This is a genomic window from Falsibacillus pallidus, from assembly GCF_003350505.1.
GTDB lineage: Bacteria > Bacillota > Bacilli > Bacillales > DSM-25281 > Falsibacillus > Falsibacillus pallidus.
In genome coordinates, this window is the sequence record NZ_QQAY01000008.1 from 113705 (window position 1) to 131721 (window position 18017).

Consider the following 18017-nt stretch of genomic DNA (forward strand, 5'->3'; position numbering starts at 1 on the left):
GCTCCAGCGCCTAGCCCCTCGAGTCATAAGCCGCACCTCTACGGAAATCAGGATTTCCTTCGAGTTCCGTCTTATGCTGGTCGGGGCTGATCGAGGCGCTTACGCTTTTGTTCTGTGCAATACTATTCGGCTTTTTCCGTACGATGGGCAAGCCTGCTGGACGCTGCTGCTGCGATAGCCCCGACGATATCATCGAGGAACGTGTGGCATTTGCCGCTGGATTTATCATTTAAGTCTTTCAGGATCCCCGGCTTCAACTTATCCACATATCCATAATTGGTGAATCCGATGGAACCATAAACATTCACAATGGAAAATGCCAGGATTTCATCCACTCCATACAATCCTTCATCGGCTTCGATAATGGATTGAAGGGGCTCTTCAAGCATGCCTTTTTCTGCAAGGATGTCCAACTGGATGCCTGTCAAAATGGCATTTTGAACCTCGCGTTTTGAAAGGACGCGTTCGATATTATCGATGCATTCCTCAATTTGCAGATCATCATGATATTTATGCTGCAGAAACATGACCAATTCAGCGATGTCCTTGATCTCCACTCCACGTTCTAGAAGCCACTTTCTTGCAGTTTGTTCAGACATGCTCATTGCATTTTTTCCGCTCATATCCGTCACCTTTTCTATAAGTATTTGTATTTCAAAGGTATGAATTTGTCCAAGATGTATAGAACCACTACCTATCATTTCAATTTTATTTCCTAATATCCTCTAATTATTCACATTTCTCATCAAGAAGATTAGAACGCCACATATAAATAGAAATAAAGAACTGTGAAGAGAGGAATGACATGATGTCCGATATTCTTCAGAAGCATTTTGGGATACAGCCGGAGCAGTCTTACATGGTCAGAAATCAAATGAGATACATTTCAGGCGGGGTTTTGTATACGGTGGTACCGGTGACGCATGTAGAAGAAGACACGCTTGTTGAATTATATGAGATGTCCGAGCATCTGAGCAAGGAAGGGGACAGGTATGTTTCCAGGTTTGTTCCGAGTACGAATGAGAAATTTCTCGTAACAGAAAATGAAGTGGATTATGTCGTTCTAGGAAATGCTCCACATCCAGTTGTTCCTTCCTTGAAGCTTGGCAGAAAGCTTGCAAGATTCCATGATCGGGGGAGGAGCATTGATAAGGTCATCAAGAGCTGCAGCCGAATAGGTGAATGGAAGTCGCTTTGGGAAAAGCGGCTCGATCAAATGGAAGGGGTATGGAACAATTATTTGATGGAGCGTCCGGACCGGGAATTCAGCAGGATTTTCATTGAATCGTATCCATACTATATGGGTCTCGCGGAGAATGCCATTCAATATCTTGTCGATACAGAGATGGATGAAGAAACAAGGGATTCAGATGCGGGAACGGTGTGCCATGTCCGATTCCATGAAGGGACATGGGGATCTGAGGTTTGTATAAAAGATCCGTTTGACTGGGTTTTTGATCATGCCTCCCGAGACATTTCGGAGTGGATAAGGGAAAGGTATTTCAGTCAGAAACGAACGTTTCAGCCGGATATCCGATCATTTTTGCAAGAATACGAATCAGTCTCCCCGCTGAGTGCTTTTTCATGGAGATTGATTTATGCAAGACTGCTATTTCCGATCCACTATTTTGAGTGCATAGAAGATTATTTCACAGCTTCTTCTGAACAGACTCAAAAGCAATTAGAAGACAAGTTGGAGAGAATGATAAAAACGTCGAGGGAATATGAAGCATTTTTAGGGAATTTTTATCGCATTGCCGACGTTCCACTCAAAAAAATGGCGATCCCGGAAATTCAGTGGCTGAAGAAATAGTTGAATTTAACGGCATTTCCTTCATTATGGTAAAATAATAGAAAAACAAGGAAGGGAATCAGCCATGAAAAGAATAGTGATTACACGTAAATTGCCGGCAGAAGCCATTGCTGCCTTACAGGATAATTATCAAGTTTCCATGTGGGACTCAGAAGAAGCAAGTGCTCCAAGGGAATGGATCATTGAACAGTCGAAAGAGGCAGATGCCCTTTTGACCATGTTGTCAGATAAGATTGATGCAGAATTGCTCCAAGGAGCGAGCAAGTTAAAAGTGGTCGCCAATTTAGCTGTCGGCTTTGATAATATAGACATCCAGGAAGCCACAGAGCGTGGAGTTGCCGTTTGCAATACTCCTGATGTCTTAACCGAAACAACGGCCGATCTTACTTTTGCCTTGTTGATGGGAACAGCCAGAAGGATTGGAGAAGCTGCCCAGTTCGTGAAAGAAGGGAAATGGAAAAGCTGGTCTCCATTGCTTCTTGCTGGCGGGGATATTTACGGCAAGACCATTGGGATTTATGGAATGGGAAGTATAGGGGAAGCCGTTGCAAGACGTGCAAAGGGATTTAACATGGAGATTCTTTATCACAATAGAAGCCGAAAGAAAGAAGCAGAAAATCAGCTTGGGGCTTCCTATGTTGAGTTTGAGGAATTGTTGTCCTCTTCTGATTTCATTGTTTGTCTCGCGCCTTTGACACCGGAAACAAAAGGTGCATTCAATGCAGACGCTTTTTCCAAGATGAAATCCTCCGCTTACTTTATTAATGCAGCACGGGGGCCGATCGTTGATGAAGATGCTTTGCTCAAAGCATTAGAAGAAGGGGAAATTGCAGGTGCCGGTTTGGATGTATTCACCCATGAACCGATCAGCCAAGACCATCCGCTGCTATCCCTTCCTAATGTCCTTGCCCTTCCACATATCGGAAGCTCGTCAGTCGAGACAAGGATGACCATGATGGAGCTATGTGTAGAGAATATCGCAAACGTACTGGATGGAAAAAATCCAAAGACGCTCGTCAATAAAGAATGGATGAAATAAAAAAGCGGATGGCGTAAAAGCCATCCGCTAAACTATTTAAGATTGATTGATTAGAATACTTGTTCTACTTCCACAACTCCTGGAACTTCTTCCAGCAATGCACGTTCAATACCTGCTTTTAATGTAATGGTAGAACTAGGGCAGCTTCCGCATGCACCCAATAAACGAAGTTTTACGATTCCTTCATCCACGTCGACCAGTTCACAGTCACCGCCGTCGCGCAATAAGAATGGACGCAATTTATCTAGTACTTCTTGGACTTGTTCCTTCATCATTTCTTCAGACATGTCTATCGACTCCTTTCCATACTCCTATTATAATAACATGAGAGAAAAAAATCTATCCATGGATATTGTAATTGGGCTGGGAGCTTTTCACAGTTTAGAAAATTTCATTTTTTTTGTACAATAAGGATGAAAAGGAGGGGCTGGGATGAGAAAAGAGGTCGAAATTCAAGTGTATGGCACAGATCAGATCTGTGCAAGCTGCGTAAATCTGCCTTCATCAAAAGAGACATATGAATGGCTGGAAGCGGCATTGGCGAGAAAGTATCCAAATCAGACTTTCATAATCCGCTATATTGATATTTTTAATCCACCTGAAGAAGAAGTGGTGAAAGCATTTGCTGCGAGGGTGATCGAGGAAGATATGTTCTATCCTGTCGTCCTTGTTGAAGGAGCCATTATCGGAGAAGGAAACCCTAAATTGAAAATGGTCTATTCGGAATTCGAGAAATACGGATATACGGCAGGGTAAGATTCTTTTAATAAATCAAAATGAAAAAGCCGAGCCTCCCTGGGATGGGGGCTCAGCTTTTTTCATTTTTCATCCATTATGGTACTTGTACATCCACAGGATGCCGGACTTCAACAGGCGGGCTACACGGCCTGTTACTCCTCGTCCATTCAATAGGCCGAATCCTTGTTTCTTTCCAAGGGATCCAAGGACGCCTTTTACTTTGATTTGCGGGAGTTCTTCTGGAAGTTCTTCGTTATTCCAGCGTTTCATCAGGACTTGTACAATCTGTTCTGCCTGGCCCTCTGCAAGCTGTGCACTCGGAGCATGAGGGAGGCTTGCACAGTCACCGACCACATATACATGATCATCGTTTGGAAGAGAGTGATATTTGGATAGGACGACTCTTCCGGATGAATCCTTTTCTACTTCCATATCACGGACAATGCCGACTGGCTGGATCCCTGCTGTCCATACAATGGCATCACACAGGATTGGGTCATCATGATTGTAGACAATGTTCGGCTCGACTTTCGTAATGTTCGCATTGTTGACGATTTCTACACCGTGTTCTTCAAACCAGCCTTGTACATATTTGCTTAAACGTTCCGGGAAAGCAGATAAGATCACATTTCCGCGGTCGAATAGTTTAATATTCAAATCCGGACGGCTTTCGCGAAGCTCACTTGCCAGCTCAACGCCGCTAAGGCCAGCACCGACGATCCCAACAACAGACTTAGCAGGAAGATTATTCAGCGTATGGTACGTAGCTCTTGATTTTTCAATGGATTGAATGCTGTAAGTAAATTCATCAGCACCAGGCACATTATGGTACTTATCCTCACAGCCCAATCCAATGACTAAATCGTCGTAAGAGACAGCTTCATCATCTTTTAGATAAACTAATTTCTCATCCGTGGAAACCTTTGTGACTTCTCCATATTTGATGGAAAGTCTTGGATGCTCAGGGAAGGACACCCGGATATGGTGATCCGAAATGGTACCTGCAGCAAGGGCATAATATTCGGTCTTTAAACAGTGATAAGGAACTTTATCAATTAAAGTAATGGAAACATCTTCGGGCAACTGGTTTGGAAGAAGCCTGAGCAGCACTCGCATATTACCGTATCCGCCGCCAAGCAGGACTAGTTTTTTCATAAATATTTCTCCTCTTTTGCTATCGACTTATGCGCTAGTATGATGGTGTTTTGCAAAGAAAGCATTTTCAATATGATGTCTAATACGCAGGAAATTGTATTTCCCTATAGTAATTTCATAAAAAGTATATCGAAATATGGGCAGATTCACAACAGAAATAGGCAAAAATCTCGATAATCTGACATACAATTGGCTGGAGCGGGTTTCATTGACGAAAGAATGGAAAAGATGTAGGATTATCAATTAGTAGAGAGGTGATTGCTAGTGAAGCCTATAATTGAATTTTGCATCAGCAACTTAGCGAGCGGTGCTCAGGAAGCTTTAGAAATATTGGAGCGCGATCCTAATCTGGATATCGTTGAATACGGGTGTCTTGGGTATTGCGGGAAATGTGCTGCATCCTTTTATGCGCTAGTCAATGGCGAAGTGGTCAGTGCAGATACACCTAAGGCTTTAGTGGATGAAATCTATCAATTTTTAGAAGAAAATCCGATGTTTTAATATAAAAGGGGAGTCCGCTTAGCCGGGCTCCCCTTTCTTTATGCAAATCTATAGTGCCGTCTTCATGGTTTCACGCATTTCCTGCCATCGTTCCCTGGCCATATCGACGACTTTCCGATCCATGGTGCTTTGCTGTTTCTCGATGATTTTCGAGAAGTATAAAACGGCTGCATCACGGTTGCCCAATCTTCGTTGAAGTTCAGCAATCATATATAAAATGCGGACTTCGGACATTTGCGTCCCGGAAAAATCATCATTGGAGTACGATTCCGAATATTCAAGAGCAGACAGCTTCATAAATCTTGCTTCCTCTGCATGCATGGAGGCGAGGCGGTAAAGCCAAGCGATGCGTAAATACAACCCTGCAATTGTGACCTTTTTCTCCCGGCGGATCATTCCACAGTAAATGGCTAATTTGTAGGCATTCACTGCTTTGGCAATCGTTCGCTTCCCGCCGAAATCCTGCGGAGTCCAGTGCTTGGCCACTTTTTCTTCAAGCTCTTCCCTGATAAGGGGGACAAAAAAAGTTTGAAATTCATCGGTATAGGAGTAGCCGCATGATGGACACACATGGACGTTGTACAATAAAGGATTGACGGATTCATCATTATAAACGGGGCAAAAATCACTGTCATGACGTTCTATCTTTATGAAGCGGGACCGAATTTTTGTCGTTTTGAAAGAATGTTTGCAAAGCGGGCATTCTAACTTCCTTTCAAAAAATGGAGTGACTTCACTCAACTGAATTTCCTCCTCCCCAGGATATATTCATCGTTCTTTTGTCTTATTAGTTGAATCTATTATACATCAAATGAGGGTAAAAAGAACTATATAGAAGGAATGATTTAGAAATGTTTTCAAAGAATACAGGATTGTTGAGAGTTCAAAGCATAGGGTATATACTGAGAATAAAGAACTTGTTGGGAGGTGCATTCTTTTGGAACAAGAGCAAGTTGTCAATATTACGGAAGCAGCAGCTTTTCATATAAAAGACATGATTAAAGAAAATGAAGAAGAAGGTTCCTACATCCGGGTATCTGTCAATGGAGGAGGCTGCAGCGGCCTGTCCTATGGAATGGGATTTGATCATGAGAAAAAAGAAGGCGATATCGAACATGACTATTACGGAATAAAAGTATTGGTCAGTTCACAAGATGCCCCGATCCTTAAAGGAACGAATATTGATTATAAACAATCCTTGATGGGCGGCGGCTTCACGATCGATAATCCAAACGCCATCGCATCCTGCGGGTGTGGATCATCTTTCAGGACGGCTAAGAATGCCGGTTCACCGGAAAATTGCTAATAAAATAAAAAACGCGTGGCTCCACTTATTGGATCCACGCGTTTTTTCGTATTCGCATTTCACATCCGGGCAAGTATCATGCATATGATATGGGTGAATGCCAATTTCATTTCAAGGGGAGAGAAGAATGTTCATTCATCCATATCAGTCAGCTGCATTTTGGGGTGAATCCCGTCTGAATTCTGCGGATGACTTAAAGCCTCAATTATATAAATGGACGAAGTTGACCTATACAAATAATGCCCAAAAGGAAGTATTTCTCATTAAGGTTGATAAGAATAATGGCACCGCTGTTTTTCTGAGTTTTCCCGAGTTAACGTTGAATCAATCCAACATTAAAGATATCCAAAAGGCTGAAAATCTCGATTCGCCTCCTAAGGTTAAAGGGGATGGGGGCAATGGAGGAAAAGGTGAGAAAAAGGACTCTGGCGACGGTGGCGGAAAGAAAGACGGAGGACAGCAGGCAAAACCTCCTTCAATGCAAGAGCTGCAAAAAATGATTGGCCAATTTTCCGGCGGTCAGGGCCAGCAGGGCGGTCAGGCTTCCGGTGGCGCACAAGGTGCCCAGCAGGGTGGTCAAAGTGGACAGCAAGGCGGACCAATGGGACAGTTCGGCCAGATGTTTGGGGGCCAAGGCGGTCAAGCGGGCGGCATGGGTCAAGGCGGACCAATGGGACAAATCGGCCAGATGCCTGGCGGCCAAGGCGGTCTGCCTGGAGGAATGGGTCAAGGCGCGCAAGGCAGTCCATTTGGACAGTTCGGTCAAATGCCAGGGGCGCAGGGTGGAAGTCCTCAGGGCAGAATGGGCCAGGGACAAATGCCAGGGGGCTTTCCGGGTGGAGGATCTACTGGAGGAGGCTTTGGCGGCCTTTTTGAATCCGACCGTTATGCGTTGCAGAACGGATGGAACCCAGGAGAGTTCCGGAACTTTGAATCGATGAACCAAGATCATTGTATCAGGTATAATGGATAGAACTAAAAAAGGGATGGCCAATGGCCACCCTTTTTATAAATTCTTCAATGCGGTGTGAATTTCTACGTCACCGTTCAAGATCTCAAACGTTTTATAATGAAGATTTTCCATGTTTAACGATTCCACGAGGACTTTTGCGACGTTTTCACGTGAGATATCCGTATTTCGGTCTTGGATTTTTTCAGCTGCCTGGATCTTCCCTGATGCAGCGTCGTCGGTTAAAGCTCCCGGCCGGACAATGGTGTATTTCAATCCGCTTGCTTTCAGATGTTCATCGGCGCTGTGCTTTGCATGCAAGTAGTGCTGCATCCCTTCTGAACCGGCAGATGGAGTGTCTGCTCCCATGGAACTGAGCATGACGAAACGGTCGATTCCTTTCTTTTTGGCAATATCAATCGCTTTCTTTGCCCCTTCTTCATCAACAGAAGTCGTTTTTTCAGGACCTGTCTTTGAGCCGGATCCAGCTGCAAAGATGATTGCGTTGACATCTTCAGCAGCATATTCAAAGTCCTGTTCCAAGTCTGCAACCACTGGTTTAGCTCCCAGCTGTTCCATCTCTTCTGTCTGCTCCGATTTTCGAATCATGGCTTTGACCAAATGGTTACTGCTATCCGCTAGATTTTTCACGACCATTCTGCCGGTTGTTCCGTTTGCTCCGATTACAAGTACGTTCATATTTATCACCCTTTTCTATAAAGTCTCTATTAGTTTGTGTACCCTTTGCGATTTTAATTAAACAAGAGGATATGTACGATGAGCTAAAGCAATCGAAGGGAAAAAAAAGACATAAAAACGCCGCCAGTATACAGGCAGCGTTTAGAAAATTATTTATTCAAACATAGAGGTGCTGTGCATCGGCTGAATCCTTGCTTTTGGATCCATGTACGCTTTTGCATTGTTGACGGCTGTAGGAGCCTCTCCGAATCCACAGGCAATCAGTTTTACTTTCCCATCATATGTACAGATGTCTCCTGCAGCATAAATGCCAGGGATGTTAGTTTCCATTTTGGAGTTGACTACAATGGAATTTTTTTCGATTTCAAGTCCCCAATTCTTGATTGGCCCAAGTGAGGATACAAAACCGAAGTTTACAATCAAAGAATCAAGATCAATGACGGCTTTTTCATCCCCGCGCACTTCTTCCAGAACAAGCTGTTTAATGCCTTCTTCATCCCCGATTAACTCAGTAGGGACAAAAGGAGTCTTGACCTCTACTTTAGAGTTCTCCATATTTTCTACGCTATGTTCATGTGCTCTGAACTTATCCCGTCTATGGACGATCGTCACTTTTTCAGCTATCGGTTCCAGCATCAGGGCCCAGTCGACAGCAGAATCCCCGCCGCCGCAAATGACGACTTTTTTACCGGCGAAGGCTTGCAGATCATCAACGAAGTAATGAAGGTTTTTCCCTTCATACTTTTGGGATTCTTCGAGTTCGAGCCTGCGTGGCTGGAATGCGCCGTTCCCCGCTGTGATTATGACGGTTTTGGAGTAATGGACTTCTTTATCTGTGGTAATCTTAAACACCCCATCTGCCTGCTTTTCAAGTTCTTCAACAGACTGATCCAGGCATACGGTCGATTCGAATTTTTTCATTTGTTCTTTTAGATTGTTGACTAATTCCTGTGCGCGGATCTTAGGGAATCCTGCCACATCATAGATATATTTTTCGGGATACAGAGCAGATAGCTGGCCACCCAGCTGTGGAAGACTTTCAATGATTTTTACGGATGCCTGTCTCATTCCCCCGTAGAACGCAGTAAACAGGCCTGTAGGACCGCCTCCGATAATCGTAATATCATATATTTTTTGATCTTCTTTCAATGAGCTCCCTCCAATTCGAACCTTCAAATTTTATTCTTATATTTTATCATATTAAATAAAAAGAGTGGCCATGAACGCTTTTAATATTTAGAAAAATCAGTTAAAAAGACGGATTGATTTGAGTGGTTTTTCATAATATTCTTATCTTTTGTTATTTCCTATATATATCTTGAAAAAGAATACTAAAAAGAATAATATGTAATGGAGGCATTATGTAATTATTTTATGACATTTTTCGTGCATTTTTTTATTATCATTCGTGAAGTGCATCACATACTTTGGTGCGGAAAATTAAACAAATAAAATCTGGTGTGGCGGTGGATGCTAATAGCATCAATCACACAACAAATTCAAAAGGTGGAAGTGATTCATTTGAAAAAGGCTAAAATTGTAGTTTTAGGTGCAGGTTACGGCGGTTTAATGACAGTTACCCGTCTACAGAAGCTTGTAGGGGTCAACGAAGCAGAAATCGTTTTGGTTAACAAGAACGATTACCATTATGAAACAACTTGGCTGCATGAAGCGTCCGCAGGAACTCTTCATCATGACCGTGTACGCTATGATGTAAGTTCTGTCATCGACCGAAATAAAGTAGAATTCATCCAAGCGACTGTTGAAGATATCAACACTGCAGAGAAAAAAGTCATCCTAAGCACTGGTGAAGTGGATTATGACTATCTTGTATTCGCATTGGGCGGCGAATCTGAAACTTTCGGCATCAAAGGCTTGAACGAATATGCGTTCACAATCACAAGTGTGAACAATGCACGTCAAATCCGCGAGCATATTGAATACCAATTCGCTACGTATCAAACAGAAGAGCATAAAAAGGACGAGCGTTTGACAATCATTGTAGGTGGAGCAGGATTCACAGGCATTGAGTTCCTTGGTGAACTTGCAAACCGCATCCCTGAGCTTTGCCATGAATACGATGTCGACTTCCAGAAAGTCCGAGTGGTATGTGTTGAAGCAGCACCAATGGTACTTCCTGGCTTCGACGAAGAACTAGTTAAATATGCTGTTGCAAAGCTTGAGAAAAAAGGCATCGAGTTCAAAATCGGAACTGCGATCAAAGAAGCAACTCCAGAAGGCATCATTGTAGCTAAAGGAGAAAACGAACCAGAAGAGATCAAAGCTGGTACAGTTGTCTGGGCAGCCGGTGTACGCGGAAGCCACATCATTGAAAAAGCAGACATCGAAAACATGCGTGCACGTGTAAAAGTACAGCCTGACCTTCGTGCTCCAGGCCATGACAACATCTTTGTCATCGGTGATTCTTCTTTGATCATCAATGAAGAAATCAACCGTCCATACCCGCCGACTGCACAAATTGCAATGCAGCAGGGTGAAGCTGTGGCTCGCAACATTAAAGCCCTTCTTCATGGAAACGAAGAATTGGAAACATTCACTCCGGATATCAAAGGTACTGTCTGCTCATTGGGTGAAGACGATGCAATCGGAGTTGTATACGGCAAAAAGCTTATGGGAACAAAAGCTTCTTTCATGAAAAAAGTTATTGATAACCGTTCGCTTTACATGGTTGGCGGAGCTGGCCTTGTATTCAAAAAAGGTAAATTCAAATTTTTCTAAGCCGAATCGTTTATAATAAAAGGCAGGACAGCAGCAGCTGTTCTGCCTTTTTGATATTTAGGGAGGTAGAAAATAAATGGGCGATGCAAAACGGGGAAATGTCTGGCTAGGGGTCTCAGGACTGGTTGTTGATGAAAATGGCCGCTGGCTAGTCGTTAAGAAAAAGTACAGCGGACTTAAGGGGAAGTGGTCCTTTCCAGCAGGCTTTGTGAAAAACGACGAAACAGCAGATGAGGCAGTAATGAGAGAAGTTCTGGAAGAAACGGGGATAGACACAAGCCTTAATGGGTTGATTGGGCTGCGTACAGGTGTCATAAAAGGGGAAATAAGTGATAATATGCTGCTTTTTGCCCTTTCTCCACTTCATACAAATATAAAGATTCAGCACGACGAACTAATGGATGTTCAGTGGATGCACCCTGATGCTCTGCTGCAAGATCCGAATGCCTCTGTCCTTCTACATAAAATGGCCAAAGAGGCCTTAAGGGACACCAAGCAATTGACTGATGGCATCAACCCAGGGGATCAGTTCGGATATACGGCATATAAACTATTTTTGTAATGTTCTGAAATTTTATGAAAATCGAAGAAAATGAAAAGAAACAAGTTATGTATCCGTTTACATTGGCTTATCTCACCACATTTTAAAGGTTGGCAAAACGAATGGAGCAATGGTATATTATCAGAAAATTAAGACAACACATTCGAAGGAGATGAGCTTCAATGAAAATGAAAATGATCGAATCCAAAGTTAAAAAATGCGACTATTGCTCTGGCAAAGGTTATTTTCAATTGGTTCTAGGCGGATCAGAAACGTGCCCATGCTGCGGGGGGACAGGAAAAAAGAATCTCTGACGGGATGTTAAATGACCTTTCATAAATACTCCCCATTTATAACTACATTCGCTGCTCCAGAAAAATTTTGGGCAGCGAATTTTTTTATTTCGGCAGAGGGAAAAACGTCAAACGTTTGTCATTGACTGTAAATGCAACATTCAGTACACTTAACATTAGTGTTTAGGAGGTGTACATACCGTCATGACGATTGCGACATTGCCAATTTCCATGCTCTTATTTTTCGTCTTATTTTTTGGAATCGGTTTCTTATTGAACATGCTGCTGAGGATGACTTGGATTATGTCTGTTTTTTATCCAATCATTACAATATTGATCATTGATGATGTCCGGTTCATCGAATATTTCCGAAATGCAGGGCCGTCTTTTGAAAAATTGGGAGAAAAGATTGTTTCCCTTGCACCTGCGGATATCCTCATTTTATCAAGCGGTTTTGCCGGAGCGATTGTGTCTGGAATCACTATGCTTGTCCTTAGGAAAAAAGGCTATAGAATGTTCTAACAAACACCTCATTAAGGTGTTTTTTTTATGCGAAAATAGGTGAATATGCCGTTTGAATGTGCTCCACTTAGTCAGTTTTTCCCTGAAAAATGAATAAATCCTCTCAGAATGGGAAAGGAATAATTTTGGGAGGAGTGAAAAAATATATGAAAAAAACAAATACGGCAATAAAAAGAATATTTATGGTGCTATTATTTACGGCAGCTCTTTTTGCTACATTTCAATCCGTTTCCGGTGTACAGGCTAAAATGGTTTCAGAGTGGGTGGCCGATGATTACAGCCGAATTTCATCCCAGACCATCAGCCCTTATTTACGTAATAGCTATAAAACATTAGGATTGGCGTTTAAAAAGCTCAATTTCTTATCAGCCGGGGAAACTCAAATTTCTTCTAGTGCAGAGGTCAAAGGAAATCCACCTAATCTTGAAGAAGCATTTGATTGGTCGAAATACCCGAAGTTGACAGTCACTGCTACAGGATATACCGCCGGATACGAATCAACAGGGAAAAATCCGGATAATCCAAGCTATGGAATTACATATTCAGGGTTAAAAGTGAAGAGGGATCTCTATTCCACTGTTGCAGCCGACCTGAGAGTCTTTCCGATTGGAACCATTTTGTTCATCCCCGGTTATGGATATGGAGTTGTAGCTGATACAGGTTCTGCCATAAAGGGGAATAAGCTCGACTTATATTATGAAACCGTCCAGGATGTATATGCACATTGGGGCAAGAAAAGCCTTGATGTATATATCGTTCAAAAAGGCGATGGCAAAATTACAGAAAAAGAATTATCTGCCTTGAATGAAGCAAAAGCCATGCAAGTTTTCAGGCAGCAATATGTCAATGTAAAAAATCAATGATACAAAAAGCAGCAGGCTTCAGCCTGCTGCTTTATTTTTTCAAGGAATAAGGGAGTTCTACCTCACTGAACGGCACTGGATGGAGAAGCTTTGCCAAATGTATCAATCCCTCTAGAAGGCGGGGAGAGGGACGGCAGTATAGTGCTTCTTCCAAGACTACAATTTTATTTTCTTGAACGGCACGCAGCTTTTCCCATCCGGGGCGTTTCTTAACGATGGCAGGGTTGATTTTCTTCTTGTGCACCCCGACCCAGGCCAAGCAGATGCATTGCGGGTTTCTTTTCAGCACATCTTCCCAATCGGTCTGTACACTTGCCAATTCCACGTCAGAGAAAAGATTCACTGCTCCTGCCAATTCACTTATTTCAGTCAGCCAATTCGTTTTGCCAGGGGTGAAGACGGGTTTTGGCCACCATTCCCAGTATAACGAAGGCTTCTGTTCCACCGTTCTGCTGATATCCCTGCACGACTGAATGGCCTCTTCCATCTCTTCAATGACTTGTGAAGCTCTTTCGCTTGCTCCACAAAGGTCTCCAACTGTACGAATGTCGCGGATGATATCAGACAGGCTTTGCGGATCCAGCACAACATGGGGAATGTCCCTTTTTTGCAATTCCTCAATATTCTTTTCCATTCCGGGAACACTCAGTGAGGCTAATACTAAATCAGGATTTAACTTTTCGAGATCATCCATTCTAATGGACAAATCGGGACCAAGCTTTGGGAGGCTGCTGATCGAAGCGGGCCAATCAGAAAAATCATCGACTCCGATCAGTTGACTCGTCAAATCCAAATAGGCCAATATTTCTGTGTTGCTGGGGCAAATTGAAATCAATCTCATAAAATCACCATATGAAAAAATAATAAAGAATCAAGGTTAAAAGAATTCCGGTCAAGCCGCCGAAGAAAACCTCAATCGGTTTATGGCCAAGAAGCTCTTTTAATTCCTTCTGCCTCTGCTCCGCCGGTTTTTTCTGCCACAGCTTTGCTTCATCCACAAGCCTCTGAAAATCGGCGGCGAGCTTATTGAGCACGATGGCCTGCTCCCCGGCTTGTCGACGCACGCCTGTTGCATCGAACATCACGATGATGGCAAATACAGCCGAAACGGCAAAGACAGGAGATCCAAGACCGGATTCAATTGCCACACCGGTAGCGAGCCCCGTTACGGCTGCAGAGTGAGAGCTTGGCATCCCGCCTGTGGAGGTAAGGAGCGACCAGTCGATCTTTCTGGTTGCGATGAATTGAATGGGAACTTTAACAAATTGAGCAAAAAAGATGCCGGCAATGGCGGCCCATAATGGAAAGTTTGTAAGTAAATCCATGAAGTGAGATCATCCTTTCAAGCAGACAGTAATAGAAAGTCGGATTTATTAACTATACCCATAAACACTGCATGGTTATGCAGAAATTTCTAACTTATTGAATCGATTATAACACAGGGAAAAGAATCTAAATGCCATTCAAAAATTTAGGGGTTCGAAATATTTGGGCATTTCTTTTATAATGAGGAAGGAGGTGATGTGGGGATGTTTAAAACAAAGAATATCCATCCTTTTGAACAAGAATCTGAAGTATTGATCGTCGGATTAAAAGATAAACCGGAAAAATTTGAAGGCTTGCTGTCTGAGCTGGATGAAGCCTTTAGTGGAGAATTGACGGAGCTCGTCAAATCAGGTGATGTATCAGCAAAAGCCAAGTCCACAGCTAAAATACATACATTCGGAAAAGTGAAAGCTAAAAGACTGTTTTTTGTAGGAACGGGGAAAGAAAAAGACCTGACTTTTGATTTGCTGAAAGAAATTTTCGGACGTGTATTCAAGGAACTGAAATCTCAGGGTCAAAGCCATGTCTCTGTTATGCTGGATACATTCCTTGCTGAAGGCATTGAGGCGCAGGATGCAGCACATGCCCTTGCAGAAAGCTTTGCTCTTTCTACCTATGAATTCGAAGGGTACAAGCGCAAATCCAATAGGCCTGACAAACGCATCGAATCCATCACAGTTCTTTCCGCTTCATCAGAAGAGGAACTGGATGCGGCTCTTGCAGTGGGCTACGCTTATGGAAAAGGCACGAATTCAGCAAGGACACTTGTCAACACGCCGGGTAATTTGCTGACGGCAACAGATTTAGCCAGTCATGCCATTCAGCTGGCTGAAAAATATGGATTTGAAACAGACATCCTTGATAAAGAGGAAATGGAGAAACTCGGTATGGGTGCCTTCCTCGCAGTCAATCAGGGTTCTGTAGAACCGCCAAAAATGATCGTCCTGAAATATCAAGGAAAAGAAAACTGGGAAGATGTCATCGGTCTTGTCGGAAAAGGAATCACATTCGATACAGGCGGCTATTCCATCAAACCAAAAGATGGAATCGTCGGCATGAAATCGGATATGGGCGGAGCAGCTGCTGTTCTTGGAGCAATGGAAGTCATCGGAGAGCTGAAACCGGAACAAAATGTGGTTGCAGTCATTCCATCCACAGACAACATGATCAGTGGTGCGGCATTCAAACCAGATGATGTCATCACATCAATGAGCGGCAAAACGATTGAAGTCCTCAATACAGATGCAGAGGGTCGCCTTGCACTTGCAGATGCAATGACATATGCAAAACATCATGGAGCACAATACTTGATTGATGTAGCGACGCTGACAGGCGGCGTAATCGTGGCTCTAGGGCTCGATAAGACCGGTGCCCTTACAAATCATGAGGAACTGTTCGAGCAGGTATTAGAAGCTTCTGATGAGGCAGGAGAATTCATCTGGCGCCTTCCTTATACGAAAAAAGACATCGAAAGAGTTCGTGGAAGCCAAATTGCTGACTTGAATAACTCTCCAGGCAGAGACGGGCATGCGATCATGGGGGGAGCATTTGTGGGTGAATTTGCAGAAGGCACTCCATGGGTCCATCTGGACATCGCCGGAACTGCTACAACGACAAAGGGATACGACCTTGGTCCAGCAGGAGCAACAGGAGCGATGACACGTACACTGGCGCTGCTGGTGGAACGATTCGAACCAATTAAATAATAAAACCGATTCAAGCAGGGATTTCTTTTTGAGATCCCTGTTTTTTTGTTGTCTAGGAAATTACTAAATATTACCTTGTGGATAGTTCATACAAGGTAGTCGACGTCCAGCTCCAGCGCCTAGCCCCTCGAGACATAAGCCGCACCTCTACGGAAATAAGGATTTCCTTCGAGTTCCGTCTTATGCTGGTCGGAGCTGATCGAGGCGCTTGCGCTTTTGTTCTGTCGAATTATTTGGTGAAAATATTCGAATTTTTCATAGAAATTAATTATTTGACACTAAAAATGTAGTGTGCTAACTTTATCTTTGTTATTTTATCACTCTACCAATTTACCAAACTAAAGCATTTTGATTTTTCGAAAGGAGTTACTGGTTATGAATGCAGTTGTAATAGCTGTCGTGGTCATGCTCATATTGAGTCTTCTGCGCGTCAATGTAGTGTTTGCCTTATTGGCAGGCGCATTGATCGGCGGTCTGACAGGCGGCTTAAGTATAGAAAAAACAGTAGAAGCGTTTACCGATGGATTGGGAGGAGGAGCAAGCGTCGCATTGAGTTATGCACTTCTTGGCGGTTTTGCGGTCGCTATTTCCAAAACCGGTCTGCCTAATCTAATGGTCGATGTTGTTTTAAATGTAGTGGGCAAGAAGGAAGACAGGACAAAGAAGAACTTATCTAAAGCTCTTATTATCTTTTTTATTTTACTGATGTCCTGTTTTTCCCAAAATTTGATTCCGATTCATATCGCTTTTATTCCATTGTTGATTCCACCATTGTTAAAGGTCATGAATGAGTTAAAGTTGGATAGAAGATTGATAGCTTCTGTATTAACATTTGGATTGACTGCTCCGTACATCCTTCTTCCGGTAGGATTCGGACAGATCTTCCATGAGATTGTCGCTGTGAATATGAAGAGCAGCGGTCTTGAAATCAATGTGAATGATATACCAACGGCCATGCTTCTGCCAACAGCGGGAATGGTAGTCGGGCTTTTGATTGCTATTTTCATTTCATACAGAAAACCAAGAGATTACTCTAGTGAGTTTGATCAGGACTATGCAGCAGAAGGAACGGCATATTCAAACAAAGGCGTTATCTATGCCATTCTTGCCATCGTTGCAGGTTTGGTTGTCCAATTATTGTTTGACTCCATGGTATTCGGTGCCATGGCTGGAATCCTTGTGCTGTATATCACTCGTTCCGTAAAATGGAATGAAGCGGATTCCCTATTGTCTGAGGGTATGCAGATGATGGCGTTCATTGGATTTGTCATGATTGCAGCTTCAGGGTTTGCAGAAGTGCTAAAAGCCACAGGAGATGTAGAAAGCTTAGTGAAGCAAGCAGAATCCTTAATAGGAGATAATAAATCGCTTGCAGCCTTATTGATGCTGATTGTCGGACTTGTGGTGACAATGGGAATCGGTTCATCCTTCTCTACCATCCCAATCATCACGACCATCTTCGTACCATTATGCGTACAGCTGGGATTCAGTCCGATGGCGACCATTGCCATTATCGGAACAGCAGGTGCCCTTGGTGATGCAGGATCGCCCGCATCTGACAGTACATTAGGTCCAACCTCAGGACTGAATGCTGACGGCCAGCACAACCATATCTGGGATACATGCGTACCAACATTCCTGCACTACAACCTGCCACTCATCATCTTCGGATGGATTGCAGCCATTATCTTATAAGATTTAGGACACGGGGACAGGTTCCATAGCCGTCAAGTTAACAAGAAAAAATAGGTACGTAAACCAGTGATAGTAAGAAAACCCTATGACTATTCAAAATTTTTCCATATATAGACGACTTGAATGAAAGCT

The 18017-nt window shown here is 43.2% G+C and carries 21 protein-coding genes; 13 read left to right on the forward strand and 8 right to left on the reverse strand.

Annotated elements, in window-relative coordinates; translation table 11 throughout:
• Window positions 1-122: 122 nt before the first annotated feature.
• Window positions 123-623, reverse strand: coding sequence for a phosphatidylglycerophosphatase A family protein (locus DFR59_RS13175; protein WP_114746120.1), 501 nt, complete (start codon window positions 621-623; stop codon window positions 123-125).
• A 182-nt stretch (window positions 624-805) separates the two neighbouring features.
• On the opposite strand from DFR59_RS13175, the gene yutH reads away from it, so the two are divergent.
• Entirely contained in the window at window positions 806-1813 is a 1008-nt protein-coding gene (gene yutH, locus DFR59_RS13180; protein ID WP_114746121.1) for a spore coat putative kinase YutH, read from the forward strand.
• 64 nt (window positions 1814-1877) lie between these two features.
• Window positions 1878-2852 (forward strand): 2-hydroxyacid dehydrogenase, encoded by a 975-nt coding sequence (locus DFR59_RS13185; RefSeq protein WP_114746122.1) that lies wholly within the window; start codon window positions 1878-1880, stop codon window positions 2850-2852.
• 50 nt (window positions 2853-2902) lie between these two features.
• Here DFR59_RS13185 and DFR59_RS13190 read toward each other — a convergent pair whose 3' ends face one another.
• Entirely contained in the window at window positions 2903-3139 is a 237-nt protein-coding gene (locus DFR59_RS13190; protein ID WP_114746123.1) for a NifU family protein, read from the reverse strand.
• Between the two features lie 145 nt (window positions 3140-3284).
• On the opposite strand from DFR59_RS13190, the gene DFR59_RS13195 reads away from it, so the two are divergent.
• Window positions 3285-3608 carry a YuzD family protein gene (locus tag DFR59_RS13195; protein WP_114746124.1) on the forward strand — a complete coding sequence of 108 codons (324 nt, stop codon included), beginning with the start codon at window positions 3285-3287 and terminating at the stop codon, window positions 3606-3608.
• 69 nt (window positions 3609-3677) lie between these two features.
• Here DFR59_RS13195 and DFR59_RS13200 read toward each other — a convergent pair whose 3' ends face one another.
• Window positions 3678-4745, reverse strand: a complete 1068-nt coding sequence (locus DFR59_RS13200) for an NAD(P)/FAD-dependent oxidoreductase (protein WP_114746125.1) — start codon at window positions 4743-4745, stop codon at window positions 3678-3680.
• A 264-nt stretch (window positions 4746-5009) separates the two neighbouring features.
• Here DFR59_RS13200 and DFR59_RS13205 point away from each other — a divergent pair, with 264 nt between their 5' ends.
• Window positions 5010-5246 (forward strand): YuzB family protein, encoded by a 237-nt coding sequence (locus tag DFR59_RS13205; RefSeq protein ID WP_211318560.1) that lies wholly within the window; start codon window positions 5010-5012, stop codon window positions 5244-5246.
• Window positions 5247-5294: 48 nt separating this feature from the next.
• On the opposite strand, the gene DFR59_RS13210 is transcribed toward DFR59_RS13205, so the two are convergent.
• Entirely contained in the window at window positions 5295-5987 is a 693-nt protein-coding gene (locus DFR59_RS13210; RefSeq protein ID WP_114746127.1) for a DUF2225 domain-containing protein, read from the reverse strand.
• 196 nt (window positions 5988-6183) lie between these two features.
• Here DFR59_RS13210 and DFR59_RS13215 point away from each other — a divergent pair, with 196 nt between their 5' ends.
• Complete coding sequence (locus tag DFR59_RS13215; protein ID WP_281269362.1) at window positions 6184-6552, forward strand: HesB/IscA family protein; 369 nt, start codon at window positions 6184-6186, stop codon at window positions 6550-6552.
• A 127-nt stretch (window positions 6553-6679) separates the two neighbouring features.
• Window positions 6680-7525 carry a hypothetical protein gene (locus DFR59_RS13220; RefSeq protein ID WP_114746128.1) on the forward strand — a complete coding sequence of 282 codons (846 nt, stop codon included), beginning with the start codon at window positions 6680-6682 and terminating at the stop codon, window positions 7523-7525.
• A 33-nt stretch (window positions 7526-7558) separates the two neighbouring features.
• Here the strand turns inward: DFR59_RS13220 and DFR59_RS13225 are convergent, their stop codons facing one another.
• Both DFR59_RS13225 and yumC read right to left on the reverse strand, forming a co-directional pair.
• Complete coding sequence (locus tag DFR59_RS13225; protein WP_114746129.1) at window positions 7559-8200, reverse strand: SDR family oxidoreductase; 642 nt, start codon at window positions 8198-8200, stop codon at window positions 7559-7561.
• 153 nt (window positions 8201-8353) lie between these two features.
• A complete protein-coding gene (gene yumC, locus DFR59_RS13230; protein WP_114746130.1) occupies window positions 8354-9349 on the reverse strand; it encodes a ferredoxin--NADP reductase 2 in 996 nt (331 codons plus the stop codon).
• 372 nt (window positions 9350-9721) lie between these two features.
• Here yumC and DFR59_RS13235 point away from each other — a divergent pair, with 372 nt between their 5' ends.
• The 5 genes from DFR59_RS13235 (at window position 9722) to DFR59_RS13250 (ending at window position 13158) form a co-directional block, all read left to right on the forward strand.
• Window positions 9722-10939 (forward strand): NAD(P)/FAD-dependent oxidoreductase, encoded by a 1218-nt coding sequence (locus tag DFR59_RS13235; protein WP_114746148.1) that lies wholly within the window; start codon window positions 9722-9724, stop codon window positions 10937-10939.
• A 76-nt stretch (window positions 10940-11015) separates the two neighbouring features.
• Window positions 11016-11501, forward strand: coding sequence for an NUDIX domain-containing protein (locus DFR59_RS13240; protein WP_114746131.1), 486 nt, complete (start codon window positions 11016-11018; stop codon window positions 11499-11501).
• A gap of 167 nt (window positions 11502-11668) precedes the next feature.
• The gene (locus tag DFR59_RS20090; RefSeq protein ID WP_425454713.1) at window positions 11669-11794 is read left to right on the forward strand and encodes a YuiA family protein; all 126 of its coding nucleotides are present in this window, start codon (window positions 11669-11671) and stop codon (window positions 11792-11794) included.
• Window positions 11795-11977: 183 nt separating this feature from the next.
• Complete coding sequence (locus DFR59_RS13245) at window positions 11978-12295, forward strand: YuiB family protein (RefSeq protein ID WP_245948486.1); 318 nt, start codon at window positions 11978-11980, stop codon at window positions 12293-12295.
• A gap of 146 nt (window positions 12296-12441) precedes the next feature.
• The gene (locus DFR59_RS13250; RefSeq protein WP_114746132.1) at window positions 12442-13158 is read left to right on the forward strand and encodes a 3D domain-containing protein; all 717 of its coding nucleotides are present in this window, start codon (window positions 12442-12444) and stop codon (window positions 13156-13158) included.
• Between the two features lie 31 nt (window positions 13159-13189).
• Here the strand turns inward: DFR59_RS13250 and DFR59_RS13255 are convergent, their stop codons facing one another.
• Both DFR59_RS13255 and DFR59_RS13260 read right to left on the reverse strand, forming a co-directional pair.
• Window positions 13190-13999 (reverse strand): cobalamin-binding protein, encoded by an 810-nt coding sequence (locus DFR59_RS13255; RefSeq protein ID WP_114746133.1) that lies wholly within the window; start codon window positions 13997-13999, stop codon window positions 13190-13192.
• A gap of 4 nt (window positions 14000-14003) precedes the next feature.
• On the reverse strand, window positions 14004-14483 hold the full coding sequence (locus DFR59_RS13260) for a divergent PAP2 family protein (protein WP_114746134.1): 480 nt from the start codon (window positions 14481-14483) through the stop codon (window positions 14004-14006).
• A gap of 204 nt (window positions 14484-14687) precedes the next feature.
• On the opposite strand from DFR59_RS13260, the gene DFR59_RS13265 reads away from it, so the two are divergent.
• Together DFR59_RS13265 and DFR59_RS13270 are read left to right on the forward strand one after the other, a co-directional pair.
• Window positions 14688-16190 carry a leucyl aminopeptidase gene (locus DFR59_RS13265; RefSeq protein ID WP_114746135.1) on the forward strand — a complete coding sequence of 501 codons (1503 nt, stop codon included), beginning with the start codon at window positions 14688-14690 and terminating at the stop codon, window positions 16188-16190.
• 375 nt (window positions 16191-16565) lie between these two features.
• Window positions 16566-17885, forward strand: a complete 1320-nt coding sequence (locus DFR59_RS13270) for a Na+/H+ antiporter family protein (RefSeq protein WP_114746136.1) — start codon at window positions 16566-16568, stop codon at window positions 17883-17885.
• The last annotated feature ends 132 nt before the right edge of the window (window positions 17886-18017 follow it).